Source organism: Aestuariispira insulae, assembly GCF_003385955.1.
Lineage (GTDB): Bacteria > Pseudomonadota > Alphaproteobacteria > UBA8366 > Aestuariispiraceae > Aestuariispira > Aestuariispira insulae.
Genome location: NZ_QRDW01000007.1, coordinates 111,559 through 137,411, shown reverse-complemented (window position 1 = coordinate 137,411; position 25,853 = coordinate 111,559). Strand labels below are relative to the sequence as shown.

Annotated in this window: 26 protein-coding genes; 5 read left to right on the top strand and 21 right to left on the bottom strand. The window is 56.8% G+C overall.

Translation table 11 applies throughout. From position 1 onward, the window contains the following. Positions 1 to 26: 26 nt before the first annotated feature. The 4 genes from DFP90_RS16230 to DFP90_RS16215 all read right to left on the bottom strand — a co-directional run bounded on the left by DFP90_RS16230 (position 27) and on the right by DFP90_RS16215 (position 5,414). Positions 27 to 3,272, bottom strand: coding sequence for an adenylate/guanylate cyclase domain-containing protein (locus DFP90_RS16230; protein ID WP_115937568.1), 3,246 nt, complete (start codon positions 3,270 to 3,272; stop codon positions 27 to 29). Between the two features lie 141 nt (positions 3,273 to 3,413). Then, positions 3,414 to 4,118, bottom strand: a complete 705-nt coding sequence (locus DFP90_RS16225; protein WP_115937567.1) for a hypothetical protein — start codon at positions 4,116 to 4,118, stop codon at positions 3,414 to 3,416. A 19-nt stretch (positions 4,119 to 4,137) separates the two neighbouring features. Then, a complete protein-coding gene (locus DFP90_RS16220) occupies positions 4,138 to 4,521 on the bottom strand; it encodes a DUF4170 domain-containing protein (protein ID WP_181905406.1) in 384 nt (127 codons plus the stop codon). 149 nt (positions 4,522 to 4,670) lie between these two features. After that, a complete protein-coding gene (locus DFP90_RS16215) occupies positions 4,671 to 5,414 on the bottom strand; it encodes a hypothetical protein (RefSeq protein ID WP_115937565.1) in 744 nt (247 codons plus the stop codon). A gap of 65 nt (positions 5,415 to 5,479) precedes the next feature. On the opposite strand from DFP90_RS16215, the gene DFP90_RS16210 reads away from it, so the two are divergent. Continuing rightward, positions 5,480 to 6,064, top strand: coding sequence for a MarR family winged helix-turn-helix transcriptional regulator (locus DFP90_RS16210; RefSeq protein WP_147301038.1), 585 nt, complete (start codon positions 5,480 to 5,482; stop codon positions 6,062 to 6,064). A 114-nt stretch (positions 6,065 to 6,178) separates the two neighbouring features. Then, positions 6,179 to 7,693 (top strand): UbiD family decarboxylase, encoded by a 1,515-nt coding sequence (locus DFP90_RS16205; protein WP_115937563.1) that lies wholly within the window; start codon positions 6,179 to 6,181, stop codon positions 7,691 to 7,693. A 28-nt stretch (positions 7,694 to 7,721) separates the two neighbouring features. Here DFP90_RS16205 and DFP90_RS16200 read toward each other — a convergent pair whose 3' ends face one another. The 8 genes from DFP90_RS16200 to DFP90_RS16165 form a co-directional block, all read right to left on the bottom strand. Continuing rightward, positions 7,722 to 8,297: a GNAT family N-acetyltransferase gene (locus tag DFP90_RS16200; protein ID WP_115937562.1), complete on the bottom strand. Its 576-nt coding sequence runs from the start codon at positions 8,295 to 8,297 to the stop codon at positions 7,722 to 7,724. A gap of 115 nt (positions 8,298 to 8,412) precedes the next feature. Continuing rightward, positions 8,413 to 9,837: a PepSY-associated TM helix domain-containing protein gene (locus DFP90_RS16195; protein WP_115937561.1), complete on the bottom strand. Its 1,425-nt coding sequence runs from the start codon at positions 9,835 to 9,837 to the stop codon at positions 8,413 to 8,415. A 64-nt stretch (positions 9,838 to 9,901) separates the two neighbouring features. Continuing rightward, positions 9,902 to 10,255 carry a hypothetical protein gene (locus DFP90_RS16190; RefSeq protein WP_115937560.1) on the bottom strand — a complete coding sequence of 118 codons (354 nt, stop codon included), beginning with the start codon at positions 10,253 to 10,255 and terminating at the stop codon, positions 9,902 to 9,904. Positions 10,256 to 10,338: 83 nt separating this feature from the next. Beyond that, a complete protein-coding gene (locus tag DFP90_RS16185) occupies positions 10,339 to 12,300 on the bottom strand; it encodes a metallophosphoesterase family protein (protein ID WP_115937559.1) in 1,962 nt (653 codons plus the stop codon). A gap of 105 nt (positions 12,301 to 12,405) precedes the next feature. Further along, on the bottom strand, positions 12,406 to 12,861 hold the full coding sequence (locus DFP90_RS16180; RefSeq protein ID WP_181905405.1) for an NUDIX hydrolase: 456 nt from the start codon (positions 12,859 to 12,861) through the stop codon (positions 12,406 to 12,408). Positions 12,862 to 12,863: 2 nt separating this feature from the next. Next, complete coding sequence (locus tag DFP90_RS16175; RefSeq protein ID WP_115937557.1) at positions 12,864 to 13,295, bottom strand: VOC family protein; 432 nt, start codon at positions 13,293 to 13,295, stop codon at positions 12,864 to 12,866. 64 nt (positions 13,296 to 13,359) lie between these two features. After that, positions 13,360 to 14,112 (bottom strand): substrate-binding periplasmic protein, encoded by a 753-nt coding sequence (locus DFP90_RS16170; protein WP_181905404.1) that lies wholly within the window; start codon positions 14,110 to 14,112, stop codon positions 13,360 to 13,362. Between the two features lie 54 nt (positions 14,113 to 14,166). Next, positions 14,167 to 15,066, bottom strand: a complete 900-nt coding sequence (locus DFP90_RS16165) for a DMT family transporter (protein ID WP_115937555.1) — start codon at positions 15,064 to 15,066, stop codon at positions 14,167 to 14,169. A gap of 189 nt (positions 15,067 to 15,255) precedes the next feature. Here DFP90_RS16165 and DFP90_RS16160 point away from each other — a divergent pair, with 189 nt between their 5' ends. Further along, positions 15,256 to 16,137, top strand: a complete 882-nt coding sequence (locus DFP90_RS16160) for a helix-turn-helix domain-containing protein (protein ID WP_115937554.1) — start codon at positions 15,256 to 15,258, stop codon at positions 16,135 to 16,137. Here DFP90_RS16160 and DFP90_RS16155 read toward each other — a convergent pair. Continuing rightward, on the bottom strand, positions 16,134 to 16,739 hold the full coding sequence (locus tag DFP90_RS16155) for a ribonuclease HII (protein WP_115937553.1): 606 nt from the start codon (positions 16,737 to 16,739) through the stop codon (positions 16,134 to 16,136). The two genes, DFP90_RS16160 and DFP90_RS16155, sit on opposite strands and share 4 nt — an antisense overlap. A 17-nt stretch (positions 16,740 to 16,756) precedes the next feature. Next, entirely contained in the window at positions 16,757 to 18,163 is a 1,407-nt protein-coding gene (locus DFP90_RS16150) for a cation:proton antiporter (protein WP_115937552.1), read from the bottom strand. A gap of 80 nt (positions 18,164 to 18,243) precedes the next feature. Here DFP90_RS16150 and DFP90_RS16145 point away from each other — a divergent pair, with 80 nt between their 5' ends. Together DFP90_RS16145 and DFP90_RS16140 are read left to right on the top strand one after the other, a co-directional pair. Then, positions 18,244 to 18,729 carry a cupin domain-containing protein gene (locus tag DFP90_RS16145; RefSeq protein WP_115937551.1) on the top strand — a complete coding sequence of 162 codons (486 nt, stop codon included), beginning with the start codon at positions 18,244 to 18,246 and terminating at the stop codon, positions 18,727 to 18,729. A gap of 185 nt (positions 18,730 to 18,914) precedes the next feature. Further along, positions 18,915 to 19,586 carry a hypothetical protein gene (locus tag DFP90_RS16140; RefSeq protein WP_115937550.1) on the top strand — a complete coding sequence of 224 codons (672 nt, stop codon included), beginning with the start codon at positions 18,915 to 18,917 and terminating at the stop codon, positions 19,584 to 19,586. On the opposite strand, the gene DFP90_RS16135 is transcribed toward DFP90_RS16140, so the two are convergent. The 7 genes from DFP90_RS16135 to DFP90_RS16105 form a co-directional block, all read right to left on the bottom strand. Further along, positions 19,559 to 20,671 carry a PA0069 family radical SAM protein gene (locus tag DFP90_RS16135; protein WP_115937549.1) on the bottom strand — a complete coding sequence of 371 codons (1,113 nt, stop codon included), beginning with the start codon at positions 20,669 to 20,671 and terminating at the stop codon, positions 19,559 to 19,561. The genes DFP90_RS16140 and DFP90_RS16135 overlap by 28 nt on opposite strands. 93 nt (positions 20,672 to 20,764) lie before the next feature. After that, on the bottom strand, positions 20,765 to 21,232 hold the full coding sequence (gene queF, locus DFP90_RS16130; protein WP_115937548.1) for a preQ(1) synthase: 468 nt from the start codon (positions 21,230 to 21,232) through the stop codon (positions 20,765 to 20,767). 25 nt (positions 21,233 to 21,257) lie between these two features. After that, on the bottom strand, positions 21,258 to 21,986 hold the full coding sequence (gene queE, locus DFP90_RS16125) for a 7-carboxy-7-deazaguanine synthase QueE (RefSeq protein ID WP_115937547.1): 729 nt from the start codon (positions 21,984 to 21,986) through the stop codon (positions 21,258 to 21,260). Positions 21,987 to 21,991: 5 nt separating this feature from the next. After that, positions 21,992 to 22,351 carry a 6-carboxytetrahydropterin synthase QueD gene (gene queD, locus DFP90_RS16120; RefSeq protein WP_245957096.1) on the bottom strand — a complete coding sequence of 120 codons (360 nt, stop codon included), beginning with the start codon at positions 22,349 to 22,351 and terminating at the stop codon, positions 21,992 to 21,994. After that, entirely contained in the window at positions 22,348 to 23,058 is a 711-nt protein-coding gene (queC, locus tag DFP90_RS16115; protein ID WP_115937545.1) for a 7-cyano-7-deazaguanine synthase QueC, read from the bottom strand. Before queC ends, queD begins: the two co-directional genes overlap by 4 nt. A 164-nt stretch (positions 23,059 to 23,222) precedes the next feature. Further along, positions 23,223 to 23,750 (bottom strand): molybdenum cofactor biosynthesis protein B, encoded by a 528-nt coding sequence (gene moaB / locus DFP90_RS16110; protein WP_115937544.1) that lies wholly within the window; start codon positions 23,748 to 23,750, stop codon positions 23,223 to 23,225. A 92-nt stretch (positions 23,751 to 23,842) separates the two neighbouring features. Beyond that, positions 23,843 to 25,651 (bottom strand): lytic transglycosylase domain-containing protein, encoded by a 1,809-nt coding sequence (locus DFP90_RS16105; RefSeq protein WP_181905402.1) that lies wholly within the window; start codon positions 25,649 to 25,651, stop codon positions 23,843 to 23,845. Positions 25,652 to 25,853 lie beyond the last annotated feature (202 nt).

The window sequence follows — 25,853 nt, the reverse complement described above, 5'->3', positions numbered from 1 at the left end:
CCTCTACTCCCCTGTCTGTCAGACGGTCAAGAAGTGATGGATGCCAACAGCGCCCTAGCCTCTTGATGGTCTCTGGTTTCCGTCCCCTCGGTAAACCAGTTTTCTATTGTTTCCAATATATTGCGAGCTTCACTTGGTTTGCTGCGCTGGATAAGGACTTTCGCAAAAGTTGCTGCGGAACGCAACTCCAAGGATCGTGATTTCTGCTTTTTCGCGATTTTCATCGCTTCGTTCAGATAGGCATCAATCCAGGCGTCATCATCGACCGTCATGGCCAGCAAGGTTTCCGCATATTGCCGGTTCAATTCCGCGGCCCAATAGGCAACGCCTTCCCGCTTCATCACGTTCAAGCCTTCTTCCAACATGGTGACGGCGGCTTCGAAATCGCCCAACTGGCGTTGGCCTTCGGCCAGCATACAGAGGAAAACCGGAAAGTCTTCCTGGGTGCCGACTTTGCGCATGATCTCAATGCCGTTTCGGATCAGGATCACGCCGGGTTCGACCAGGCCTTCCTCGATATGCCACCATCCTTCGAAGATCATGCCTTTCGCGAGATAGTCTTCCAGATCATTCTTTTCCCCGAGCAATTTGAGTTCATGGGCAAAATCCCGGACCATATCCACATCGCGCAAGTAGTGATAGAACATGGTGGCAATATCCAGCGCATGCAGACGGCTGCCCAAATGGCCGGATTCATCGGCCCATTCCAAACAGCGATCCATATAGGCACGGGCCTGGTCGGGATAACCGGTCAGCCATTTGGAAAGTGCCAGCTCGCCGAGTGCGCAAACCTTTGGATCATGGCCGCCATAGAGTGACCCGATCTGGCCGAAATGACCGTTTTCATAGATCTGCAGGCCGGTATAGGCATGGTCGCATACGGATTTATGGTCGCCGACCAGGAAGGAATTGGCCCAGTTACAGTGATGTGCCTGCAGACCGAATTCAGGTTCGTCCATATTTTCCGCCACTTCCACCAGGCGTTCCGCCCGTGAGAGCATAATGGTGAAATTTTCGGAAATGCGCCACCAGCCCCAATAGGCGGGGAAATGCCATTTGGTTTCCGGCAGAATCTCACAAAGTTTCAATGCCTTATCATACACTTCCCGGGTCTTGGGGGCGCCGGGTCCATCGGTGATGATCAAGGTGCTGCCCAGCAGAACATGATAGCGCAGTGACAAGGTCTGGTTGGCGCGAATGGGTGGCAGTTTTTCGAGCTGTGCCAGTCCCTGGGTGAGGTGCCTGACCGCTTCTTCACAGGCGGAGGCCTGGCTGGCGCGTTCTCCCGCCTTTAGCCAATATTGCACCGTCTTGGCAATCAAGCCCGCCTGATCGCAATGATAGGCCAGGACTTCCGGCCGGGTTTGGCGCAAACGCACGGGGTCATGCTCGATCCAGTCCACGACCAGGGCATGCATGGCCGATCTGTTTTGGCGCAGAAGACTGTTATAGGCCACTTTCTGATATAGGGCATGGCGGAATTCATAGGCCAGCCCTACAGGGTCTTCAACATGAACAACAAAGTCTGATTCAATCAGCTGTTCGAGTGTTTGGCTGATGGTTGCAGGATCGGAATCGGCCAGCGCACATAGCGCATCGAAGGTGAAGCTTCTTCCCAGAACGGATGCTATTTGTGCCAGAGCTTTGGCATCGCCCAGGCGGTCCAACCGAACCATCAGGCTGTCCATCAATGAGGCGGGCATCTCCAGTTCCGGTGAGGCGGCACTGATACCAAGCTTGCCGTTTTTCTCCACCAGGATCTTGCTTTCCATCATGGTCTTGGTCAGTTCTTCGACAAAAAGCGGCACACCATCTGTTTTGTTGATGATATCCTGCTCAAGGTTTTTATCGAGGGGTAAACTGTTGGTGACACGACGGATAATGGCGGTGCATGAGGCTTCGTCCAGGCCCTTCAGACCGATCGTTTGGTGGACGGACATCCTCTCCCAGGGGAAATGAATCTCCGGCCGTTTCAAAACAATCAGCAAGACGGGAGAATCACTGGATCGGCGCACAATCTGGTCGATGAATTCCTGGGTGGAGGGATCGGTCCAATGGGCGTCTTCCAGAATGGCGAGCAAAGGTGTTCCCTTGGATTTGAAAAAGCGCGCCAATCCCATAAAAATATCCTGGCGCATGGCCTGGCCACTGTGGCCCTCTTCCAGTTCTCCCTGACGGTCCATCAAAAACAGGCGGGCAAGCGCGCCGACAGTGCGCTCATCGCGAATGCCGTTGCCCCGGATCCATTCCTTGATCTGATAAGCTTCAATGTTACCGGTTTCACCGGCAATGAAACTGAATTCCTCTTTCAACATGCGCAAAATCGGACTGAAGGCCGAATGCTGGTCATAAGGCGTGCAGGCCATCATGACCGTTTTTTTCATGGGGATTGCGGCCTGATGCAGGAAGGCGCGCAGCAGACCGGTTTTTCCAATGCCGGGGTCGCCGACAATCGTCACGATACGTCCGCCGGATCCCTTGGAGACCGATCGCCAATTATCCATGAGGATTTGCAATTCAAGATCGCGCCCGACCAGAAAATCGCTTTTCAGATTTTGCGCGCGTAGTTTTTCCACCTGATTAGCCAGGCCGACCAGCTGATACACCTGGATCGGGTCTTTGACACCGCGCAAGGTCCTGAAACCCAGATCAATAACGGAAAAATCAGGCTCAATCAGGCGTTTGGATTCTTCGCTGAGTGCGATGGAATTTGTTTCCGCTGTCTTCTCGAGGCGGGCTGCCAAATTGGGGGTCAGGCCGACAATGGCCAATGTCTCACGGGTTTGTCCCGCCCCCATTTCCCCGGCCACCACCGGGCCGGTATGGATGCCGATACGGACAGAAAGCCGCATGCCGATCCGGGCAAAAAGACTGTCGTTGAAGCTGTCCATGCGGCGGAGGATCTCGAGCGATGAATGGGCGGCACGCTTTGGCGCATCCTCATGAGCCATCGGATATCCGAAATAGGCCATGATTCCGTCACCGATATATTTTGAGATATGCCCTTCAAACCGCTCAATCACATCCGCGCAGGTTTGCTGATACGCCAGCAGCAGATCGCGCAGGGCCTCCACATCCAATTCCTCCGCCAGCTGGGTGGATTGGACGATATCACAAAATAAAACAGTGACTTGCCGATGTTCGCCACCGGCATGGAGGGCCGTGCTGAAACCTGCGGATTGCTCCTCCAGCTCACCAGGCTGGGCCGTGCCGCATTCCGAGCAAAATTTTGCTCCGACGGGAAGGTCATATCCGCAATGAATGCAATTCATGGCTTCTGCCTGTGACGCTTAAGTCTTGTTCGAATTGGAAAATTTCCGTCTTCGGTTCTACAAGCATAGGGGGTGATTGTATAGCATTCAATTTGTGGCCGATTTTTTTGAGTCTATGCTCTTCATGCTTGCGATCCTGGATCAAACGGTATCATGGGGGTAGGCAAAGGGAACCGATCCGCGGGCAAGCCGGCTGCTGACGAAGCGTCGGAAATCAGGGTCTTCAACCAATTGCAAGATGAATGCATCCTCATCCAATTCAAGGTCATGCATCTTGTGAATCCGGCTGAGCAATGCGGCGGTGGAGCTGGCCGGATGACGGCGGTTCCGGCAGGAAACGGCCGCCATCGCGACGGGCTGATCCTGTAGGATCATGTGGCCTGCTGTGCCGACATAGACATAGGCTTGGTCGAGGGTGCCTTGACCGTCCAGGGCAAGGGCGAGATTTTCAAGCCTGCAAAAAGCATAATTGCCTTCGGTAGCATGCATGATTTCAAGCTGTTCTTCGTTCAGCCAATTCACGGCCAGGTCGACCCGGGCGCCCGGGCAATGCTGTAGCATGGCACCGACCGCACCATAGCTGGTGATATGGGCACAGTAAAAAATGTCGAAATCATCCAGTTCCGCCCTTTGCACGGGGATCTGCTGATTGCGCAGATGGCCGTATTTCTGGGTCAGGCGCACGGGTGACTGGTTGGACCCGATGGCCAGAACCGGGATCCGCCCCTCAGTGGCCACCTGGTTAAAGGGGCGGATTTCACTATCATGATAAATGAAGGACTGGCGCGGGAAGGCATATGGATAATCCCGCGCCTTGGAGAGTCTTTCTGACCGATCGGCGGTCATCTGATATACGCTGCCCCGATCAAAGTTTATCGATGCGATAGCGGACGTAACAATTGTCCACACTGGCCATGGATTTTGATTTCCAGGCATCGCGGGCTTCTTCGCGGGTGTCGAACGGGCCGATATGGTCTTCGTCACCGCCGCCCTTGATGGTTTTAAAGTCAGTGTCGGTATATTCACCGCCAACGACCCAGAATTTTTTATGGTCGACCTTTTCGATATTGAATTTGGCATAGGCCTCATCAACAGTTTCCATGGCCTTGGCGCGCCAAACGGCCAGCGCCTCGTCATAATTGTCAAACGGGCCAAGCTTCAGCAGCTTTTCGCCTTCGGCAATGTCGGTGAAGGTGGTGTCCTTGAACAGGCCGCCGACCACATAATATTGTTCATTTGTTTCGGTCATTGATTTTCCGATTATTTTTTGCGCTCTGGTGGTTTCCGCAAGCAGCCGGTTTTCGGCTGCCGACCCGGGGCGGATCATACAGTGACTTGCCGGACAGGCCAAGATGCTGGCCTGTCCGGCGGGTCGGAAAAATCAATGGGCCTATGGGATCAGTGAGTCCCGTCGCTGATGCCGCCTGGCAGGGACAGGTCACCCGATGCGATATCAAAGACCGCGCTGACGCACAGCAGCGGGTTATGGATATTGCGGTTGACCCGCAGGGCTGAGGTCACCCCGTCAAACTGGTCGCCAAGGCCGGTGCCGACCTCCTCAAAGGGAACGGTTACGGAAATCTCCTTTCCTTCCAGGGTCGGGGACCATCCGGGACTATCGATCAGGATCGGCAGGCCGGGCCAGGTTTTTGGCAGTTTCGGTGTTGTGCCTTCTGCAATATCCCGCACCTTCAGCCCGCCTTTGCCGCAGGCCTCATCCGGGGTGAGAACCACCCAGTGGCTGTGCCACAGATCCCCATCATTGCCCTTGTCGCCGTCGGCATTTTCATCAAACAGCGGCGTGTCGTCAAAATCCGGATGCGCCGTGACGGTAAAGGCCAGGATGCCTTGTTCCTTTTCAAAGCCGACCAGGGAACTGTCCAGGCTGGTCGGCCAGACATAGGCATAAACCTCGCTGCCCGCAAGATTGCCGGTTGCCGTGGGCTTTAATGAACCAGCAATGCCGGCGGTTTTGATGGAAAAGACCAGATTATTTTTGTCGGCGATAACCCGGGTTTCAACAATATCGAAGGCCGGGTCCGCATCCAGGCCGCCCTGGGGCGATTCAATCGGATGGGCCAGGGTGGTGAGAGGCAGGGCGACCGCAAAAAGGCCGGCAAGGGTGAAGGTGGTTTTCATCATATTCTCCATTAAAGTATCGACTCGAAACTAAAATAGGGAAGAGATTTTCGATTGCAAGGAAAATATTGACTCGATACTATTTTGTCATGACGACAGAAACCGACAGCAGGCTGGCCGCCCTGCTCTACCGTCTGGTGGGGCTGGTCCGGTCACGCGAACAGGCAACCATACTGAACCCGGTGCAATGGGAGGCTCTACGCTATCTCCACTGGGCCAACCGTTTTTCCGCCTCGCCGAAAGGTGCGACCGAATATCTTGGCTCCACCAAGGGAACGGTGTCCCAGACCCTGATCGCGCTGGAGAAAAAGGGGCTGATTGAAAAACGTCAGGATGCGGAAGACAAAAGAAAGATCCATCTTGTGCTCACTCCGGCCGGGCAAGAGCTTCTCACACAGGATCCGCAAGCCTTGTTGGAAGAGGATCTCAAGTCCCTGCCGGAGGATCAGCGCCGCCTGATGGAAGAGGCTATGGAAAACCTATTGCGGGTCGGGTTGCAGAGGTCCGGTGGCAAACGGTTCGGTTTTTGCCGCAGTTGCCGCCATTTCCGTGAAGACGCGGAAGAAGGCGCCCCCTATTTCTGTTCCCTGCTGGGCGAGCCGCTGGCGCAGATGGATGCGGATCGCATCTGCCTGGAACATGATGCCGCATGACCCGATGTCAGACTTGCTTTTCTTGACCGGTGGCAAGGGGTAAATAAGGTTTGAGATTAAGAAAAAACCGGTCCCGGTCCAGACGGACCCGACCCGAACGATAAAAGGCCGCATATGCCCTACGAATCAATGCGCGACTTCATGGACCATCTGGAAAAACAGGGACGTCTGGTCCGGGTGAGCCATCCGGTTTCCACCCATCTGGAAATGACCGAGATCCAGACGCGCCTTCTGGCCGAGGAAGGGCCTGCGGTTCTGTTTGAAAATGTCGTCAAAGAAGACGGTACGCCCTCCGACATGCCGGTGCTGGTCAATCTTTTTGGTACCGTCGAACGGGTTGCCTGGGGTATGGACCGCACACCGGATCAGTTGCGCGAGGTGGGCGAGACGCTGGCTTTCCTGCGCCAGCCGGAGCCGCCCGGCGGTTTCAAGGAAGCCCTGGGCATGCTGCCCATCGTAAAGACCGTCATGTCCATGAAACCAAAAACGGTTTCCTCCGCGCCTTGTCAGGATGTGGTGTTGACCGGTGACGATGTGGATCTGGATAAATTGCCGATCCAGGGCTGCTGGCCGGGCGAGCCAGCGCCGCTGATTACCTGGCCGTTGGTGGTGACACAAGGCCCTAACCCCAAGGGGGACCGGGCTGATGATTTCAATCTCGGCATCTACCGGATGCAGAAACTGTCTAAAAACAAGGTCATCATGCGATGGCTCAAACATCGCGGTGGTGCGCAGCATCACCAACGCTGGAAAAATGAAAAAACAGAACCCTTGCCGGTGGCGGCTGTCCTCGGCGCGGACCCGGGAACCATTCTGGCAGCCGTGACCCCGGTGCCGGATACCCTGTCGGAATATCAGTTCGCGGGCCTGCTGCGGAACAAAAAGGTTGATCTGGTCGATTGTAAGACCGTGCCGCTGAAAGTGCCGGCGCAGGCGGAGATCATCCTGGAAGGCTATGTTTCGTTAGATGAATATGAGGATGAAGGACCTTATGGAGATCACACCGGATATTATAATTCGGTGGAGAAATTCCCGGTTTTCACCATCACCGCCATCACCATGCGCAAGAAACCGATCTACCTCTCCACCTTCACCGGCCGTCCGCCTGACGAACCTTCGGTGTTGGGGGAGGCTCTGAACGAGGTTTTTATCCCGCTGCTGCAACAGCAATTCCCGGAGATCCTGGATTTCTGGCTCCCGCCCGAGGGCTGCAGCTACCGGGTGGCGGTGATTTCCATGAAAAAGGCCTATCCGGGCCATGCCAAGCGGGTGATGATGGGCGCCTGGTCCTTCCTGCGTCAGTTCATGTATACCAAATGGCTGATCGTAGTGGATGAGGACATTAATGCCAGGGATTGGAAGGATGTGATCTGGGCGGTCTCCACCCGGATGGACCCGGCCCGCGATATCACGGTGATTGAAAACACCCCGATTGATTATCTGGATTTTGCCAGCCCGGAATCCAGCCTTGGCTCCAAGATCGGCCTGGATGCCACCAATAAATGGTTCCCAGAAAGCAAACGGGAATGGGGCGAAAAGATCGAGATGGATGAAGAGGTCGTCGACCGGGTCAGCGAGATCTGGCAGGATCTGGGCCTGCCTGGTTCGGGCAAGCCGATCTGGAAGTAAGCGTTGGCCGTCTCGGTTGGCTGCCGGCTTATTTTGACCGGCGGCCAGCTTCCCACTCTGCCCTCGTGATCCGGAAGCCCGGGCCCATGGCGCCATAGGCCATGATCGGGCCGGTTTCGGTCAATCCGGCTTTTTTCAAGACCCGGCGTGACGCTTCGTTCGGGTCATCGATACAGGCGACTAGTTCTGCGAGTTCCGTGTGCTGAAAGGCACAGTTCACCAGACATTTGGCGATCTCGGTGGCATAGCCCCTGCCCCAGGCGGCCGGCAGCAGCTCATAGCCGACTTCGACCGGAATGTCGGGCAGGCGGTCCGGCTTGATCTGAGAGAAGTCCGGGACGCTCTGATCGGTCGGCATGGGCATCAGGGCACAATTGCCGATCCGTTCGCCCGTTGCTTTTTCCACGACACACCAGACACCGATCGCCCCTTTTGCGCCCCGCTTCACCAGTTCTTTCATGAAGCCCGCGACCTCTTCGGCGGTGAAAGGCGGACGGATGTAGCGCATGACGCGCTCATCGGTCAGCAGGGCGGTGACCAGATCCTGGTCGGCCATTTCCAGGGGGCGCAGGACCAGACGGTCGGTGGAGAGGATAAGCGGCATGATCAATCTGTGCGGATGGGTGTTTCTGGGACGGGCACTATGGCCGGTGTGGCAACCGATGGCCAGGTTTATCTGGAAAATGAGGGGGCCGGCGATTGCCGACCCCGGTAATCTCTTATTGCAGAATGGACTTCATGGGTTTCACCCAGCCCAGGATCAGCAGGTCAAAGGCCAGCACCGTGAGCAGGGTAAGGCCCGCCATGGGGAAGGCCAGTGATATCAAGAGCATGATGAACACGGCCCCTTTCCAGAGCGGTATGTTGCTTGGCATTGGCGGCGCGGCAAGACGCGCGACCCCTTTTGGACGGCGCAGCCACCAGAGCACCAGGCCGCTGATGCAGAGGAAAATCATCATCAGGCAGAATAGGGCGTTGAGCAGCGCGTTCCACCAGCCCATGTCGCCTTGATGAAAGGCAGTGCTGACCGCCATGGCTTTGGCCATTGGTGAATAATCGTCATAGCCGACCTGTGCCAGGATGCGGCCTGAATATTGATCCACATGCATGGTCCGGTCCCCGGTCGGGCTTTCGGATTCACCGTCCCAGGCATCTGACGTGATGGTGAAGACACCGCTTGCATCTGCCGGAATATTGATCCGAAAGGTGTTGCCAAAACCGGTCGCTCTTGCCAACCAATCGATTGAAGAGAGGGAAACGGGAACACCCTCGGGCAGGCCTTCAATGCCCTTGTCTGATCCGCTGGCGGGCAGCGGGGTTTGTTCCAGGCCCCAGGGAACCTCTTTGACCGCACCACCATGATTCAGGCTCTCGTGGGTTTGGTCGGATAGGGGCACATCATCCCATTTTTCCGCCGGAAAGCTGGACCATGGCTGGACGAACTGGCCGCCCCAGATCCCGGCCCAGGAAAGGCCGCTCAACAGGAAAAACATCATCAGGATGGAAAGATAAAAACCGCTGACCGCATGAAGATCCCGCCACAGGGCACGCCCGCGCAAGGCGAGATTGGGCCAGAATAGGCCCCGGCTCTGACTGCCGCGTGGCCACCAGAGATAAAGGCCGGTGATAATCATGAGGATCGACAGGCTGGCGGCGATCTCGATCAACCGGTCACCCAGGTCGCCGATCAGCAAGGTGCCATGAATGTCGCTGGCAAAATTATACCAGCTCTCTTCCTTGTTCACGCTGGCCAGGACATGGTTCTGATAGGGGTCGACCGAAACGATCAGGGCACCGTTTTCTGTTGCCACTTGAAACAAGGCTGCCCGGTCCGGTCCGGCGGGCGGGATAAATTGCTTCAGAATGCCGTTGGGAAACTGTTCCAGGACCGCGCCGGCCATTTCATTGGGCGACCTGGCCTGATCACCGATCGGCACATGGATGGTTTCGCCAAACCGGGTTTCGATGGCGTTGTAATAGACCATGATCAGGCCGGTCACGGCCAGCATCAGCAGGAAGGGGATAACATAAAGCCCGGCGTAAAAATGCCAGCGCCAGACGGCGGCATAGAATTTGCCGGCCAGGCCTTCAGTGCGGACAGATGTGCCCGCCGCGCCCAAAGGGGCGGGGGATTGCAATGTCATGATAGCGATCTCTTCTTCTGATTAATTTCGGGAATTTCAATCCGGTGCAAAACACCGGTCACCATCAGACAGGAAGAGGCGGCCCTCGGAGGCTGGGCGGGCTTCGGGTAATGGGAGAGGGAAGCTGCCAGTCTTCCAACTGCGGGGTGGCGCTATATTCCGCCGCCAGGATTTCCGCGGGGGTTTTCGGGGCAGCTGGCAGGGCGGCCGCTACGACCAGCCGGCAATTGTCACAGCCCTCGGTCTGGCCGCTTTTTGGGCCATTGCCATTGGGAGAGATACAAAGAAAGGCGGCTAGGTCACCGGTGAAACCCAGTTCCGAAAAATCGGGCAAAGTTGTTTGAGAGCGGGACAAACCATGCCCGAACCCGTTGACGATCAACGCCAACAGAAAGAAGAGCGCCGCCCAAAGACGCATGTGCCTGTTCAGTTTCCCTCTCATGGGAAAGGAGGGTAGAGCGCACCTGATTCCCGGTCAAGCGGATAGAATTTTGTGGCGGGTTAGCGATATTGGTGGTGATGTTCCATGCGCTCGAAACCCCGGAACTCACCATTGGTCAACAGCTGGCGGATACGTTCCGGGCGTCCTTGATCGTCAAATTCTACCAGACCGATTCCGGCGCCGTTAAGAAGGCGCCGACCGTCCTCCAACCCTTCGGGCCGCCTGGGGACCACCCGCATGCGGCGTCGCTTGGTAAACCAGTTCAGCGGCGATGAGGGCGAGTATAGCCAGCGATTCAGGATATCCAGACGATCCAGCAGGGTTTTCGGAAATTCGTTGCGTAAGCCGCTGGAACAGATCTGCCAGATATCCGACCCCCGGTTATGGCGGCGCAGTTCCACGTCATAGACGAAGGAATAATGCACATCTCCAGAGAGGATGGTAAAATTCCTGGGCGTTCTCTTGTGCATGAAGATATTCAAGATCGCGTGGGCCGTTCCGGGATGGGCCATCCAGTTTTCCGCATCCACCATCAAAGGTTTGCCGAGCCAGGTGAAAAAGGCCTGGATATTTTCAATCAGTTTCACCCCGAAAATCGGAGCGGATGAAACCAGGATCACGGCCTCCTTGCCTTTCAGCATTTGCTGCAGGTCGGTGATTGCTTCCCAGTCCAGCAGGCCTGCTGGTTTGACACGCGAGCTTTCCGAACGCCATCGCCTTGTCCTTGTATCGATCACGGTCAGTGGCGGGCTGGTCTCCCAGATATATTCCCAGCCTTCAAACCGCAAAAGTTCATCAGTAAACTCATCATGCTCGCTGCTGCCGGGCTGTTTGAGGGTCTGGTCCAGATGCTCCATGAGCGTGGTGGGAAATTCGGTGGGGGCATTGCCCCACCCCTGACAGGTCAGATAGGCCGCCAGGGCATTGCCCACCATGCGTTTGGAAAAGGGGTGGCCATAGACCTCTTCTTCCCATTCCCGGTTCAGGTTCCAGTCATCAGACACATCATGGTCGTCAAAAATCATGGCGGTCGGTAAATGCGCCAACAGGCGCTGGACCTGCGGGAGCCCCTCTTTGAACGATCGGATGATCTGTCTTTCGCGCCGGTAGCGCGCACTTTGTTTCGGGCTTAAGCCATCCGGCGGGGATGTGTCCGCGAATTCCCAGGGCACCGGTGACCAGACCATCAGATACATCACCAGATGTTCTGCCAGGGTGATCAGGTGATTGTCACTGGTGTCCGAGGTGAAAACCGGTTTGCGAATGCCGCCGAAAAAAACCTTCGCGAGATCATCTTCCCCTTGGAGCTTGGGCAGCATCTCACTGCGCCGGTAGTAGCTGTAATCATGATGGTGGATTTTATCTGAAGTGCGGTAATCCTCATGCTCTGCCAGGTCGAACCGTTCCGTGAACAGGCCCAGTCTGGCGATCACATCATGGATTGCGATCAGCATCGGTCCGGCAACGTCATCGGCATAGATCTGGTCGCCGGTCATCAGCAACAGGGAGGGCCGGTGGGGGGGAAGGGGATCTTCCCTCGGGCCTGGCTTCATAAGGTCTGCCATCAGATTGTCTGCCGCCACCAGGCCATCACCGGAATTATGATGCGGCTTGCGACAGGATCCGTGCAGGATCGATTTGATTTCGCCTGGCACCCTGAAGGTCATTCGGTTCTGGTTGGGATAGAGCAGATAAGGGGCTTCGCTCGTGATATCGATCCAGCCCTTGCCGTCCTGCTGCCGCTCCAAGACATAGTCGACCCGACGGTCAACAGGCAGCGGGCTGGACAGGTCCAGGGAGATCAGATGGAAAAAGAGTTTCTCGCCAGCCTGCAACAGTCGGCTGTGCCCGCTGTCATCTGAGTTGATCTCAAGGACCTGTTGCTGTGCGTCCTCCGGCTGCAGGGTCAGGCGCAGCGGGCCGCCTGCGCTTGATGCCAGCCAAAAGCTGATCCGGCTTGGTTCAATCTTTCGCAAGATCGGCCCGGCCAGCAGCCAGGGGAGGGAGGTGTTTTCAGGCAAGGTTATGATTTCCGGCAGAATTCAAAAAGTCTTCACGCATCTACAATAGGTAGGGAGCCAGCGGCTGGAAATCAAACTGAACCATGGTGATGCGATGCCAACCGGTTAACCGGTTGCGGCCCAGCCATAGGCGGAAAAGGGCTGGCTGCATCGAATTGCGGACAGGGCCTGAGCCACATATGGCACCAGGGGGGATGGATATTGGTCCGCCTCATACCAGCCCAGCCGGTCATGTTTATTCGGTTCATTAAGATAGGGGCTGCCGTCAAAGCGTGAGCATTCGAAGAAATAGCCGGTCCATTCCTGTCCGTCTTCATTCCGGCTGTGCAGCACATGGGCCAGGAACAAGGCCGATTCCTTGGCAACCAGGCTGGTTTCCTCTTCCAATTCCCGCCGGGCGGCGCTGACCAGCGTCTCACCCCCTTTTATGCGCCCCGCCGGCAGGCTGAAATGGCCGTCCATCCAGCCGGTATTGTTCCGGCGCAGCAATAGGACCCGGCCCGCTTCGCGCGCCATCACGAAAACCGAAGCGGGCAGTTTGAAACGCTCACCATCCGCCATGATCATTCATCCTCCGGCAGGGTGACGGAACCATCCTCGGCAATGGGCAGGAACGGGTTATAGGCCACTTCCCAGGGATGGCCATCGGGATCGGCGAAATAGCCGGAATAACCGCCCCAAAACACTTCTTCAGCCGGTTTCAGCAGGGTGGCCCCGGCGGCAACGGCCTCCTCCAGAACCTGGTCAACCTCTTCCTTGCTGCGGCCGTTATGGGCCAGCGTGATGCCGCCGAAGCCGCCGTCATCGGTCAAGCGGGCCTCTTCGGCAAGCGCCGCCCGGCTGTAGAGGCCCAGCACAATGCCGCCCAGTTGGAAAAAGACGATATTGTCGTTGCTGTTCTTCGGCGAAGCCTGCCAGCCCATTTTTTCATAAAAGGCCCGGCTCCGACCCAAATCATTCACGCCCAATGAGACCAGGCTCAATCGCTGTTCCATACTGGTTACCCCCATATTCTGGATCAAGTCTTCGGAAAATAATTAGAACAAAATAAGAACAAAATCAAGGAGAATTAGAACTGGCCAATTTCTGCAGTTGGGTGAAACTGATACCGAGATAGGCCTGATAGATGAGGTCGAGACGGCCATTGTCAACCATTTGACGCAATGCTTTATCCATATTCTCCTGAAGGTCGTGGTGATCCGGGCCGAAAGAAGGGTAGAGCCTGTTGATGCTGACCACGGGTGCCAGGGGGCGAATGGGCAGATTGTGCTTCCGGACAAAGATGCGGGAATTCACCAGATCGCTGAGCGCCATGTCGATTCGCTTGAGCGCCAGTTTGCGCAAATTGGTTTCATCGGTTTCCGCATAATCGAGAATGATGGCGGGGTCTTTTTCAATCTCGTCCGGATAGACATAGGCGCTGACCAAGCCCAGACGCCGATTCTTCATCAGCGACGGCCCCGGATAGGATTGGGCCGGATGATCGTTATGGACCCAGATATTCTGGGCGAAGATTGCTGTGAAGGTGGGCCCCTGGAGGAAACCTTCACGCGGACCGGAATCGGCGGCGGCATGGAAGTCACCCTTTTGCACATGCAGCAGGCAGCGTTTCCAGCGAACATGCATGAAGGCCGCTTCATGACCGATCGACTTCAGGGCTTCGCGATAAATGTCGACCGTGATTCCGCTGACCATGTCGTCGGCTACGGTGGTATAGGGCGGCCAGTCCCCGACACAAAAACGGACGGTTTCCGCCCTTGCCGTCGTGAGCAACGACAGGATGGTGAGAGGAATGAAGCAAAAGAACCGCAAATCCTGGGTCTCCCTGTGGATTTGCGATTCTAGTGGATAGGGGTTTCAGAAGTCTTAAGTCTTTTGCGCAACCACTGCCGGGGTGCCGCGCCCCTTGGTCAGAACCAGGAAATTGCCGCACAGGATTGCGACCAGGCCGACGATGGCCTCCGGTGTCCATTGATAGCCTTCCAGGAAGGTGGAGATGCTCAGCGCCACCAGAGGGAACAAGATCGTCATATAGCCGGCTTTTTCCGGCCCGATCCGACCGACAACCGTCAAGTAAGTGGTGAAGGCGATGACCGACCCTGGAACGGCCAGATAGAGAAGCGAGCCGACATAAAGCGGGCTGGGATCGAAACTGTAATCCACCCCGCTAACCAAGCCGACCAGGCTAAGTGCGGCCACCCCGTAAACCATGGCATAGGCATTGGCGCTGGCCACATCCAGGCCGGCTTTCTGATTTCGGGCAGAGATCATGTTGCCGAGCGAGAAAAGATAGGTCGCCCCCATGGCAATTGCGATGCCAGCGATCATTTCCGGGCTGGCATTCTGGCCGATAAGGTCATGCCAGAAGAGCAGGCAAAGCCCGCAAAGCCCGATGGCGGCCCCGGCAACGGTGCGGGCCGTGGGCACCCGGCGGTGAAATAGATAGGCATTGGCCACATTGAAAATGGTGGCAGAGGAGAAAATCACCGCCATGAGGCCGCTGACCACATATTCAGCCGCATTGTAAAAACCAAGGAAGTTAAAGCAAAACAGGCACAGCCCCAGCGCCAACAAATAGGGCTGGTGCCGCCAGCCGATCCGTTGCAGCCGCCCGGTCGCCAGCAAAATCACAAACAGGACCGCGCCCGCAATGGCAAATCGATAGAGGACAGATGCCTCCAGTGGCACGGTGCCGACCTGAAACTTGATGGCAATCCAGGTGGTGCCCCACAAAAAGACGGTCAAAATATAAAGAAAGGCGGTCATGGGCGGATACTCCGGTACAAATGGATGCTGCCATGATGACCGGTTAGAGCCGGAAAAAGATTTCAGATCCTGGCGGTTTTTTGCAAATTCTTGCGCAATTTTCGCGCGTCGCTGGCCGCAAAAGCTTGTCGGGCCTATGATAGGCCTCTATTTGAGAGAGACGTTGATTTGTCAAAGAACCGGAACATTATGCTGCAAGCGCCACAAAATGAGGTCAGCCGAGAGCTGCAATCCCGCGGGGTTGAGCTGCAGCAGCATGTGTCTTTCGGCAAAGGTCTCGAAGCGGCGGTCTGGCGCAATCCGGGCATGGCCCCGGATCAGGTGCCGGTTTATGACCGGCCCGGCCATCACACCTTGAGCCTCTATTTGGAAGGTGGATATAAGGTCCGGCGGCTGGATGACACGAAAGCGGGCGAAAGCGCGCCGGGCAAGCTCTGCCTCCTGCCAGCCAACCACCAATCCCGCTGGTTCGTTGGCGACAGTTTGCGCATGTTCCATCTCTATATCACGCCGGATTATCTGAATTATCTGGCGCAATCGACCCTGGATCTTGACCCGCGCCAGCTGGAATTGAAGGATGAGACCTTCAAGGATTCACCTTTCACGGAATCGGTGGTGAATTCGGTCTTCCTGTCCATGGACTGGCAGGGCGAAACCGATCGGATGGCGCTGGGCAATGCGGCGCAACTGCTGATTTTCGATCTGTTGAAGAACCATTCCGACCGGGCGCGGAACCTGACCGTGCGCGGTGGCTTGTCGCCCCGGGACCAGCGCCTGCTGAAAGACTTTATCGAGGCCCATTTGGACCAGCCTCTGACCTTGGATGACCTGGCGGACCAAATCGGGTTGAGCCCCTATCACCTGGCGCGCATGTTCAAACTTTCCTTTGGCATCCCGCCGCACAAATTCGTCATGGCCCAGCGGCTGGAACGGGCGGAGGATCTGTTGCGCCATTCAGGCATGGGCCTGGCGGAGATCGCATTGGAATGCGGTTTTTCCTCGCAGAGCCATTTCTCCAACAGTTTCAAGGCTGCCAAGGGCCTAACGCCCCGGGCCTTCCGAACTCTTTAATCCATCAAAAGGTGCGCGATCGGGGCAAATGATCGCCGGTGATGCGGGGTGACCCCCAATTGGGCCAGCCCTTCCTGATGGGCCTTGGTGCCATATCCCGCATTCCGTTCCCAGCCATAGCCCGGAAATTCCGCCGCCAGGGTGCGCATCATCCTGTCGCGGGCCACTTTGGCGATCACAGACGCTGCGGCGATGGAAAGGGAGCGTCCATCCCCCTTGACCACGGTCTGGGTCGGGATGCCAAGTTTCGGGTCCCGGTTGCCATCCACCAGGGCCACAGCCGGTTTTTGGGGCAGCCCGTCAACCGCGCGGCGCATGGCAAGCATGGTGGCGGCCAGAATATTGACCTGATCAATCTCCGTAACCGAAGCCTCGCCCAGGCAATAGATGCTATGCTGGCAGAGCGGCTCGAACAGCGCCTCGCGCTTTTTGTCGGTCAGTTTCTTGGAATCATCCAATTGGGCGGCCAACTCAATGGGGAAGGTCTCGGGATCCAGGATGGCGGCACAGGTCACTACCGGCCCGGCCCAAGGGCCGCGTCCCACCTCATCAATCCCGGCAACGGGACCGTCAAATTGTGATTCCAGGGAGAAGTCTGGCATGGATCTATGTCGGTTGTTTAGGAAGGGTCTTCCTTATTCGGTTCGGGCTGATTTGGCGACTCTTTGTCATGGCCGGGCTTGTTTTTCCCGGGCCGCCGGACGGCGGATAACTGCCAGCCGGTTCGTTTTTCGATCATGTTTAGTAGTCTTCCGATGTGGATGGCCAATCGCTGCCAGAGCACCAGCAGGCGTTTGGAAAACTGCCGGGTCAGCGCCCATTCATTGACATAGAGGACCTTCATTGTCGCGCGGAAGCCTTCCGGCTGGCTGGCCAAATGGGTCAGGCGGCGGGCGGCATCGGTATAGATCGGACTGGAAATCAGCGAGAGCACGGTCACAATCACCAGCAGGCGGTGGATTTCACTATCAATCACGGCGGCGGAGAGGGCGGCCGCGCCCAGCACGAAGGAAAATTCACCCAGCTGTCCCAAAACCAGGGAAACCGAAATGGCGCTTTTCCACTTTTCACCCTGGAATTTCAGGATGCAGGCATTCAGCGCGGTCTTGAAGATGGTCACAAACAGCCACATGGCCAGGACCATGCCGAAATTGTCAAACAGGAAGCCAAGATCGATCAGCAGGCCGATGGAGAGGAAAAACACCATCAGCAGCACCGCCTGCACAGGGCCGGCATGTTCATGGACCAGTTTGCGTTGCGCGCTGTTGCCTGCGATCAGGCCCGCCAGAAACGCCCCGAAAGCAGGCGACATATGGAAAAGCCCGGCGATGGAAGCCAGCAGGAAGCACCAGGCCAGCGCGCCCAGGGGGGCCAGATCCGGCTTGCCCTCGATCAGGTGATGACCTGGCAGATTGACCTTTTTCCGGTTCTTGGTCAGGTAAACGATCAAGGAAACCAGCAGGCCCACCGACAGCGCCACTTCCAACAACACGCCGAGCCCCATGGAGCCGCCCGCCAGATTGGACACCACCACCAGCATAGGCGCCACCGCCAAATCCTGGGCAATCAGAATGCCGATAGTGATGCGGCCCGTACGCGTACGTAACTCGCCCATGCCCTCCAAAACCTTCACCGCGACCGCGGTGGAGGACAGCGCCAGGCAGAAACCGAACAGGACCGCATATTCCACCGGCCAGCCAAAAAGCCGTGTCAGTCCCAGCACCGCCAGAACGGAGCCGCCGATCTGCACGGCGGTGGCAAAGAGCGCCAGTTTCCAGATATAGCGGAAGGATCTGAGCGACAGCTCCATGCCGATGAAATACAGCAGCAGGATTACCCCCAGTTCCGCCAGGACATTGATATTTTCCCGGTCGGTGACAAAACCGAGGCCGCTCGGCCCCAGAAAGATACCGGCCAGGATATAGCCGATGATGGCGGGCTGGCGGTATTTCACCATGGCCATGCCGCACAGGGTGGCGGCGACGGCAATGATTGCGATTCCGGTAAGGTCTGTGGCACCATGCATGGGAAGGCAGCAATCCGTAAAAAAGACGTTCAGTTAGGGTCGGTAACCTCTTGTTTAAACAATAGGAAGGAACAGGGCATATGGGCAACCGGAATTTCCCGCCAGCCATGGGACCGGAAGATGTGGAAAAGCGTGTCGGCACCGTTTATCCGGATGGGTTGAAGGGCATTACCGAAGGGCGGATCAAGCAGAAACTGGGCAATGCGCTGGGGTTGAGCCAGTTCGGGGTTAATCTTGTGACCCTGAAGCCTGGCGGCGGTTCATCCCAGCGCCATTGGCATGAAACCGAAGATGAGTTCATCTATATCGTCCAGGGCACGGCGACCCTGATCACCGATGAAGGCGAACAGGAACTGACCGCCGGCATGTTTGCGGGCTTCCCCGCTGGTGTGCCCGACGGCCATAATCTGGTCAATAAGGGCGTTATGGATGTGGTCTATCTGGAGGTCGGCACCCGTACGCTGAATGACAAGGTCACCTATCCGGATGTGGATATGAAATTGGAAATGGTGGATGGTAACTATCGTTTCCTGCATAAGGATGGCACGCCTTACCCGGAGGGGTAAGGTCGGTAGGGATGATTTTTAGAGCCTGGCACAGGGGCGTAGTGCAAGTAAACCAGGTGCTTTCATTATTGACCAGGTTGAATAAGTTTGGTTCGTAAGTAAGCTCACTTTAACTCCTAAGGTCGCTATCTGGATTTTGGTTTTGGAGCTGGCCTTAAGGAACAATCAGGAATTGGGGATATCGGATGGGGTGGACTGGCAGGCTGGCAAAGTTGTCTGTGATTCTGACTTTGGTGATGGGGCTGGGCGGTTGCCAGTCAGCAAATCAGACTGGGAGAAATCAGGGCGTTGAAGCCTTTGACACAGGGAGTTTAGTGCCGGGCAATCTTCCTGCGTTGCAGTTTGAGCTGGGAATAGAGATCCGGGAGCCGATGGAGGTCAGTGAGATACTGTCGCTGGGTTTTGAAAAATCGCCAGCGTCGGAACATTTCCTTTGGGAGGAGGAAAGTCCAGAAAGTGAGTTGAAGGAGATCTTGACGGAAGGCGATGAGTTTTACGTCAAGAAACTTGCGGCCCCCGATCTTACGGGATTCTTGGATGTTTATATTATTTATCGGGATGGTGTTATCAAATCCGTGGAGTTTTTTGCCCTGTTGACGGATGAAAATGAATATAATCAGATGAAGGAAATCACCTCCTGGCTGTTCAAAAACCGTTTATGGAATGCGTTTAATTACTATAAGCGCAGGAAGCCAGGCCAAAAGGGGTATGAAGCCGATCTGGCTGAGTTGAATGCTACCTATGAAAATGGCATCGGCAAGAGGATCATTCAGGAGTATCCCAGTGACGGCACTTTGCGGGCATTTTATTCTTACCAACCGGGGCTTGATTATTCTGTGTCAAATAGTGGTATCTGATCGCCAGCCTGTGGCGGCACCCGGAAACGGTTGCAATCCAAATTTTCCTGCCGTTCCGGGGTGAGGCCTAGCTTGCGCATGGCCAGTTTGAACCGCTGGCTCATCAGGGTGGCATAGGGGCCGGTGCCGCGGAATCTGGTGCCCCAGCCGGACCGGTAGGTCTGGCCGTCCCGGCATTGCCGGATCAGGCTCATCACATGGTCGGCCCGGTCCGGCACATGGGTGGCCAGCCATTCCTCGAACAGCTCTGTGATTTCCAGCGGCAGGCGCAGCAGGATATAGTTGGCGCGGGTTGCCCCGGCGTCTCTGGCAGCGGTGAAAATCCTCTCCATTTCCATGTCATTGAGCGCCGGAACCATGGGGGCGGCCATACAGCCCACCGGCACGCCAGCCTCTGCGAGACGATGGATCGCCTCCAGCCGCTTTTGCGGCGTGCTGGCGCGCGGTTCCAGCTTGTTGGCAAGCTTATGGTCCAGGGTCGTGACCGACAGATGGACCGACACCATGTTTTTGTCTGCCATCTCGCTCAGGATATCCAGATCGCGCAGGATCAGCGCCGATTTGGTGACAATGGTGAACGGGTGGTTGAAATCCCGCAGGATCTCCAGCAATTGCCTCGTGATCTTTTTATCCCGTTCCACCGGCTGATAAGGGTCGGTATTGGTGCCAAAGGCAATGGGTCGGACCTTATACCCCTTCTTGGAGAGTTCCTTGCGCAGCAGATCGGGCGCATTGGGCTTGAAGAAAAGCTTGGATTCAAAATCCAGCCCCGGTGACAGGCCCAGATAGGCATGGGTCGGCCGGGCAAAGCAATAGACGCAGCCATGCTCGCAGCCCTTGTAAGGGTTGATCGACCGGTCAAACGGGATGTCGGGGGATTCATTCTTGGTGATGATGGTCCGGCTGGCATCCACGCTCAAATGGGTGCGCAGCGGCGGCAAAGCCTCATCTTCGTCCAAGTCCCAGCCGTCATCGACCGCCTGGCGGGTTTCACGCTCGAACCGGCCGGTGCGGTTGCTGACCGATCCCCGGCCTTTGCGGGGCCGGTCGGGCAAAACGGGGTGGGTATGTTCTGTCTGTTCCATGGGGGGATTATATGCCCAAAAACAGAACAAATAAAGAACAAAATAATGAAAAAGAGAGGGCGGATTTCGCCGCCCTTTCCCTGTTCCGATGGCTTAGCCCCGGCCGCGATAGGGCGGCACGCCCTGGTCCGGGATCCAGACGTCACGTGGCTGCTCGCCGGTTTGGTAGAAGACATCGATCGGAATGCCGCCGCGCGGATACCAATAGCCGCCGATCCGCAGCCAGCGCGGCTCCAGCAACTCCACCAGGCGCTTGCCGATGGAAACCGTGCAATCCTCGTGGAAGGCGCCATGGTTGCGGAAGGAACCTAAGAACAGTTTCAGGCTCTTGCTTTCCACCAGCCATTTTTCCGGCACATAATCGATCATCAGATGGGCAAAATCCGGCTGGCCGGTGATCGGGCAAAGCGATGTGAATTCCGGCGCGGTAAAACGCACCAGATATCCTGTGCCTTCCTGCGGGTTCGGCACTTTTTCCAGCACCGCGTCTTCCGGCCGGTCGGGCAGTTTGCTGTCGCCGCCCAACTGGGTCAGGCCATCATAAATCGTTTCATTGCTCATGGGGTTTTCCTTCGTTTCTTCATTGTCAGACGCCGCGCAGATTGCCCCATAACAGGACATGCAATTGGGGCAGGATTTTGGCGTCATACCATTGATCTTCCGCCACTTTGTCGACGAGCCAGCGCATGCGGGCCAGAATGCCGTCAATATCGATCTCGGCATCATCATCATCGGCAGGGGGCGGCGTGTGGTTGCCCGGCTGCAGATAAAGCGGCAGCTTCGGGTAACGTGCGGCAGCATCCTGGGCATAGGCATAGTCGGCCTCGTCAAACACCACTATCTTCAGCGCAATGTCGGGGCTGTGCCCTGCTATTTCCAGGCATTCGTCAAATTTCGACCAATCTGTATCCATACCGCTGCTGGGGCCTTTGGGGCTGAGCGTCAGCACATCCAGGCCCGAAAACCAGGGGGCGGCAACGCTGCCCTGGGTTTCCAGGGCAAAGCGGTAGGCTTTTGCCTTGCCAAGGGCAATCAGGTCTCCCAGGGGCTGGATCGCCGGGTTACCGCCGGACAGGGAGAGCGTCAGCGGTTTGCCGCCGGACAGCCGCTCAACCTCGGCAAAGATCGCCTCCGCGGTCATCGGCGTCCAGTCATGGCGATAGTCGCTCTCGACTGCATGCAGGGTGTCGCACCAGCTGCAACGATAATCGCAGCCGCCGGTGCGGACAAAGACCGTGGGCTCGCCGATCAACGCACCTTCGCCCTGGATGGTCGGGCCGAAGATCTCGCTGATCCGGATGGTATCGGTTGCCATGGTCTTTAAGGCCTGTATTCGGACCAGGTTTTCGGCGTCTCGCTCACGCGCACCGCAACCGTTTCCGGCCATCGGGCCTTGCACCAGTCATAGAAATGCTTGGCTATCAGTTCCGCAGTCACGAAATCATCGCCCAGAACATCGTTCAGATGGCGGTGATCCAATTCGCCGTCAATATAATCCTTCAACGCGCCCAATTCGCGATAGTCGCGGACAAAACCGTCGCTGTTTAACTCTTTCGAAGCCAGTTCCACCTCAACCACGTAATTATGGCCGTGCAGCCGGGCACAGGGATGGTCCTCGGCCAGATGCAGCAATTGATGCGAGGCGGAAAAATGAAATTCCTTGGCGATCCGATACATCATGCACCTGCCTTTTCATGGGCCTTGGCCACGGCCTCGCGCCAAAACTCGGTGTCGGCATAGTGGGTCGGGTCTTCAACCCCGGCCTCGACAAAGGCCTCGATCCGCTCGACACAGGTGCCGCACCGGCCGCATTGATCCTCCCCACCTTTGTAACAGGACCAGGTTTCGGCAAAAGGCACGCCGAGGCGAGCGCCCTCCGCGGCGATCTCGGATTTTGGCACATGGACAAAGGGGGTATAGAGCTGGATCTCATTCATCCCTTCCAACGCATGCTTTTGCATGGTCTCGAACGCCTCGACAAAGGCAGGGCGGCAATCGGGATAAATGAAATGATCGCCGCCATGAACAGCGGCCGCCACCGCATCGGCCCCGCGGGCGGAGGCGATGCCAAAAGCGATGGCCAGCATGATGGCATTGCGGTTCGGGACCACGGTGATCTTCATGGTCTCTTCCGCATAATGGCCGTCGGGCACATCGATATCGTCGGTCAGGGCGGATCCGCTCAACAAAGCGCCGATATTGGCCATGTCCACCGGAATGAAGGGAACTTCCAGCCGTTCGGCACAGGCCTTGGCGAAATCCATTTCTTTTTTATGGCGCTGGCCATAGTCAAACGTGACAAGGGCCAGCAATTCATGCTCTTTCGCCACCTTATGGGCAAGCGTGACGGAGTCCAGTCCGCCGGAGCAGATGACAATTGTTTTCAAGCTATTAGTCCTTGTTTTAGCTAACCGGGTAGGCTGCGACCGGTCTCCGCACCATTGCGGATGGCGCTGCATATAGCAGTTTTACTGGGGTTTGGGAAGAGTTGGAGGGGAAATCACTATCCCGGATTTTTTGAAGCTGTCCCAAGAAACCCTGAAAGGCGCCTCTATTTCTCCAGCAGTCTCGGCATCAGCTCGACGAAGTTGCACGGACGGTGGCGGAAATCCAGCTGGCTTTCCAGGATGCCGTCCCAGGCATCCTTGCAGGCGCCGGTGCTGCCGGGCAGGGCGAAGAGATAGGTGCCATGGGCAACACCCGCCGTGGCGCGGCTCTGGATCGTGCTGGTGCCGATTTTCTCGTAAGAGAGCATGCGGAAAAGCTCGCCAAAGCCGGGGATCTCTTTTTCGCAGACTGCCTCAAACGCTTCCGGTGTGACATCGCGCCCGGTGACACCGGTGCCGCCGGTGGTGATCACAACATCGACCTGGTCATCCTCGATCCAGTCGCTCAAACAGCCGACGATTTCGTTGGCGTCATCCTTGATGATCGCGCGGTCGGCCAGCACATGGCCTGCCTTTTCCAGACGGTCCACCAGGGTTTGCCCGGATTTGTCATCTGCCATCGTCCTGGTGTCGGATACGGTCAGGATCGCGATGCGCACCGGTTTGAAGGGGCGGTTCATATCAAGGGCCATAGAGTGATGCTCCTGGAAAACTAAGGAAAAGGGCTCTTGCTATATACGGGGTTGCAAGGCCGCCGCCAAGGGCGGCCTTTGCGTCGTCGGGTTTAATTAGAGACCCTGGCCAGGCGCTGTTTGCCATCCTGGGCCACATAAACCGGCCACTGGCCCGACACAATCGCATCCAGGGACGGTGATTGCTGTCCCATCCGGTTGCGGTAGATCCACAGGTTGGACAGCACATGCTCGACAAACAAGCGGGTCTCCCTGGACGGCAGGCTCTCGATAAAGAGCAGCGGATCATCCTTGTAATCCACTTTGCTCATCCATTTCTGCAGGTTGCCCGGCCCGCCGTTATAGGCTGCGGTCAGCATGAAGAGATTGCCGCCGTCGGTGTAGGATTCCAACAGGTGCGAGATGTATTTCTGGCCCAGACTCAGATTATAGGCCGGATCATACAGTTCCTCCCGGGTTTTCCCGGAAAACCGCTTGCCCGCGACAAATCCCGCAGTGGCCGGCATCAGCTGCATCAGGCCACGGGCACCGACATGGCTTTTGGCGCGCGGACGGAAACGGGATTCCTGGCGCACAAAGGCATAGATCAGCGCTTTGTCCAGGCTGAACCCATCTTGCGGTTCCCAACCGGGAAGCGGATAGATCGCTGAATCAAGTTGGACCTGATCCCTGCGTTCCAGATGGGCACCGATCCGGTAGGCAACATCAGCCAGGCCTGCCGCATCGGCAAAGGCCAGCATGGAACGTGACAGGGATTCCGGCAGGTTGCCGACAAATCGGCGCAACTCGGTCTCTGCCCGGCGTGCCTGACCGATCTGGATTAGGGCCAGAGAGCGGCGCACGGCCGGCACACGCAAGACCAACTGGCTTTCCAGCGGAGACAATACTGGCGGCATCCAGTCAAAGCCCGGATCCTGGCCCAGCGCCCGATTGGCCAGTAGGCCATAAAATGTACGCGGTTCTTTGGCGGCCTGGGCCAATGACGGGTTCACCAGATGTGGCTGGCCGCCGACAAGATAGGCGCGGGAAGCCCAATAGTGGGCGGCGGTCCGGGTCTGGGTGTCAACATATTTGCTCTCGCCCAGCTTGGTGAAATAGCGCGCAGCCAGATCATACTGTTCCGAGCGGAAAGCGGCCAAACCACCCCACCATAGCGCGTTTTCCGCCGTTTCCGGTGCCAGGCGATAGGCGCGATCGGCAACGTCCAGCGCCTTGTCATCCAAATTGTAACGGTAATAGCCGCGCACAACGATACCAAGGCTTTCCGCGTAGGAAACTTTGTCGAACAGCTTGACCACCGGCTTTTGCTGAAGCTTTTCATAGGCGATGGTGACGCTGCCGCGTTGGACCAGACGCCGGACCCGGCTTTGGTAGCTGCGGATTTTCTTGCGGTCCGCCTTGGACCGGTAAGGGCGCTGCGGCTTTGCCTTTTTCGGGCGCGAAACCGGTTCGTCGGGCGAAACATCATCTGCCAGATCGGAAAGATCCACATCTTTCGGGCGGACCGGATATTTGTAGTTTTTCGGCCGGCGTTTGATTGCCAGATCATAGATGCGTGGCGCACCCGGATGGTCGGCATAGGCCTCCATCCAGTCTTTTAGTTCCAAATATTTCGACCGGTAGTGGGTAGGGTGCATATAACGCTGGAACAGGACATGACCCATCAGGATGTCGTCACCCAACTCCCGGATCAGTCGGTCGGCCTTGCGCCAGTTGCCGCTTTCCTGGATCTCGAAAATCTGCCGATACAGGCTAACATCCTTTTCGGTGAGCAGGCGTGGCAGGTTGAATTCGGGCTGTTGCTCGGCGACGCTGCCGGCAGGCGGCAATGCCGCTGTTTCCTGGGCGGCAACGTTGGGTGCCGCAAACGCAAAACAGGCCGCCACGATCGTGGCAGCCATACAGCTGTTCACTGTTTTAAACCAAGCCCTTGCCATATATTTTCCACGCCCGGGACTGCCATCCCGTTACTGTACCGACCCTTTGGGTCATTAAGTTACCAAAGGATACACATAGCTTATCTTGCGGATTTAGACAAGATATAGCAGCATTTCTGCCGTTTTTCGGGTGGTCCAAAACTGGGGGCGGCGTTTCCGTCCATGA

Bases quoted from the DNA above. Each gene is read 5' to 3' on its own strand.
- DFP90_RS16105 (WP_181905402.1), bottom strand. From the start codon at position 25,651: ATGGCTGCCACGATCGTGGCGGCCTGTTTTGCGTTTGCGGCACCCAAC.
- DFP90_RS16215 (WP_115937565.1), bottom strand. From the start codon at position 5,414: ATGATGAAAACCACCTTCACCCTTGCCGGCCTTTTTGCGGTCGCCCTG.
- DFP90_RS16160 (WP_115937554.1), top strand. From the start codon at position 15,256: ATGCTGCAAGCGCCACAAAATGAGGTCAGCCGAGAGCTGCAATCCCGC.
- DFP90_RS16200 (WP_115937562.1), bottom strand. From the start codon at position 8,297: ATGCCGCTTATCCTCTCCACCGACCGTCTGGTCCTGCGCCCCCTGGAA.
- queE (WP_115937547.1), bottom strand. From the start codon at position 21,986: ATGGCAACCGATACCATCCGGATCAGCGAGATCTTCGGCCCGACCATC.
- queF (WP_115937548.1), bottom strand. From the start codon at position 21,232: ATGAGCAATGAAACGATTTATGATGGCCTGACCCAGTTGGGCGGCGAC.
- DFP90_RS16145 (WP_115937551.1), top strand. From the start codon at position 18,244: ATGGGCAACCGGAATTTCCCGCCAGCCATGGGACCGGAAGATGTGGAA.
- DFP90_RS16175 (WP_115937557.1), bottom strand. From the start codon at position 13,295: ATGGAACAGCGATTGAGCCTGGTCTCATTGGGCGTGAATGATTTGGGT.
- DFP90_RS16165 (WP_115937555.1), bottom strand. From the start codon at position 15,066: ATGACCGCCTTTCTTTATATTTTGACCGTCTTTTTGTGGGGCACCACC.
- DFP90_RS16155 (WP_115937553.1), bottom strand. From the start codon at position 16,739: ATGCCAGACTTCTCCCTGGAATCACAATTTGACGGTCCCGTTGCCGGG.
- DFP90_RS16230 (WP_115937568.1), bottom strand. From the start codon at position 3,272: ATGAATTGCATTCATTGCGGATATGACCTTCCCGTCGGAGCAAAATTT.
- DFP90_RS16190 (WP_115937560.1), bottom strand. From the start codon at position 10,255: ATGCGTCTTTGGGCGGCGCTCTTCTTTCTGTTGGCGTTGATCGTCAAC.
- moaB (WP_115937544.1), bottom strand. From the start codon at position 23,750: ATGGCCCTTGATATGAACCGCCCCTTCAAACCGGTGCGCATCGCGATC.
- DFP90_RS16180 (WP_181905405.1), bottom strand. From the start codon at position 12,861: ATGGCGGATGGTGAGCGTTTCAAACTGCCCGCTTCGGTTTTCGTGATG.
- DFP90_RS16195 (WP_115937561.1), bottom strand. From the start codon at position 9,837: ATGACATTGCAATCCCCCGCCCCTTTGGGCGCGGCGGGCACATCTGTC.
- DFP90_RS16220 (WP_181905406.1), bottom strand. From the start codon at position 4,521: ATGACCGAAACAAATGAACAATATTATGTGGTCGGCGGCCTGTTCAAG.
- DFP90_RS16150 (WP_115937552.1), bottom strand. From the start codon at position 18,163: ATGCATGGTGCCACAGACCTTACCGGAATCGCAATCATTGCCGTCGCC.
- DFP90_RS16135 (WP_115937549.1), bottom strand. From the start codon at position 20,671: ATGGAACAGACAGAACATACCCACCCCGTTTTGCCCGACCGGCCCCGC.
- DFP90_RS16225 (WP_115937567.1), bottom strand. From the start codon at position 4,118: ATGACCGCCGATCGGTCAGAAAGACTCTCCAAGGCGCGGGATTATCCA.
- DFP90_RS16205 (WP_115937563.1), top strand. From the start codon at position 6,179: ATGCCCTACGAATCAATGCGCGACTTCATGGACCATCTGGAAAAACAG.
- DFP90_RS16140 (WP_115937550.1), top strand. From the start codon at position 18,915: ATGGGGTGGACTGGCAGGCTGGCAAAGTTGTCTGTGATTCTGACTTTG.
- queD (WP_245957096.1), bottom strand. From the start codon at position 22,351: ATGATGTATCGGATCGCCAAGGAATTTCATTTTTCCGCCTCGCATCAA.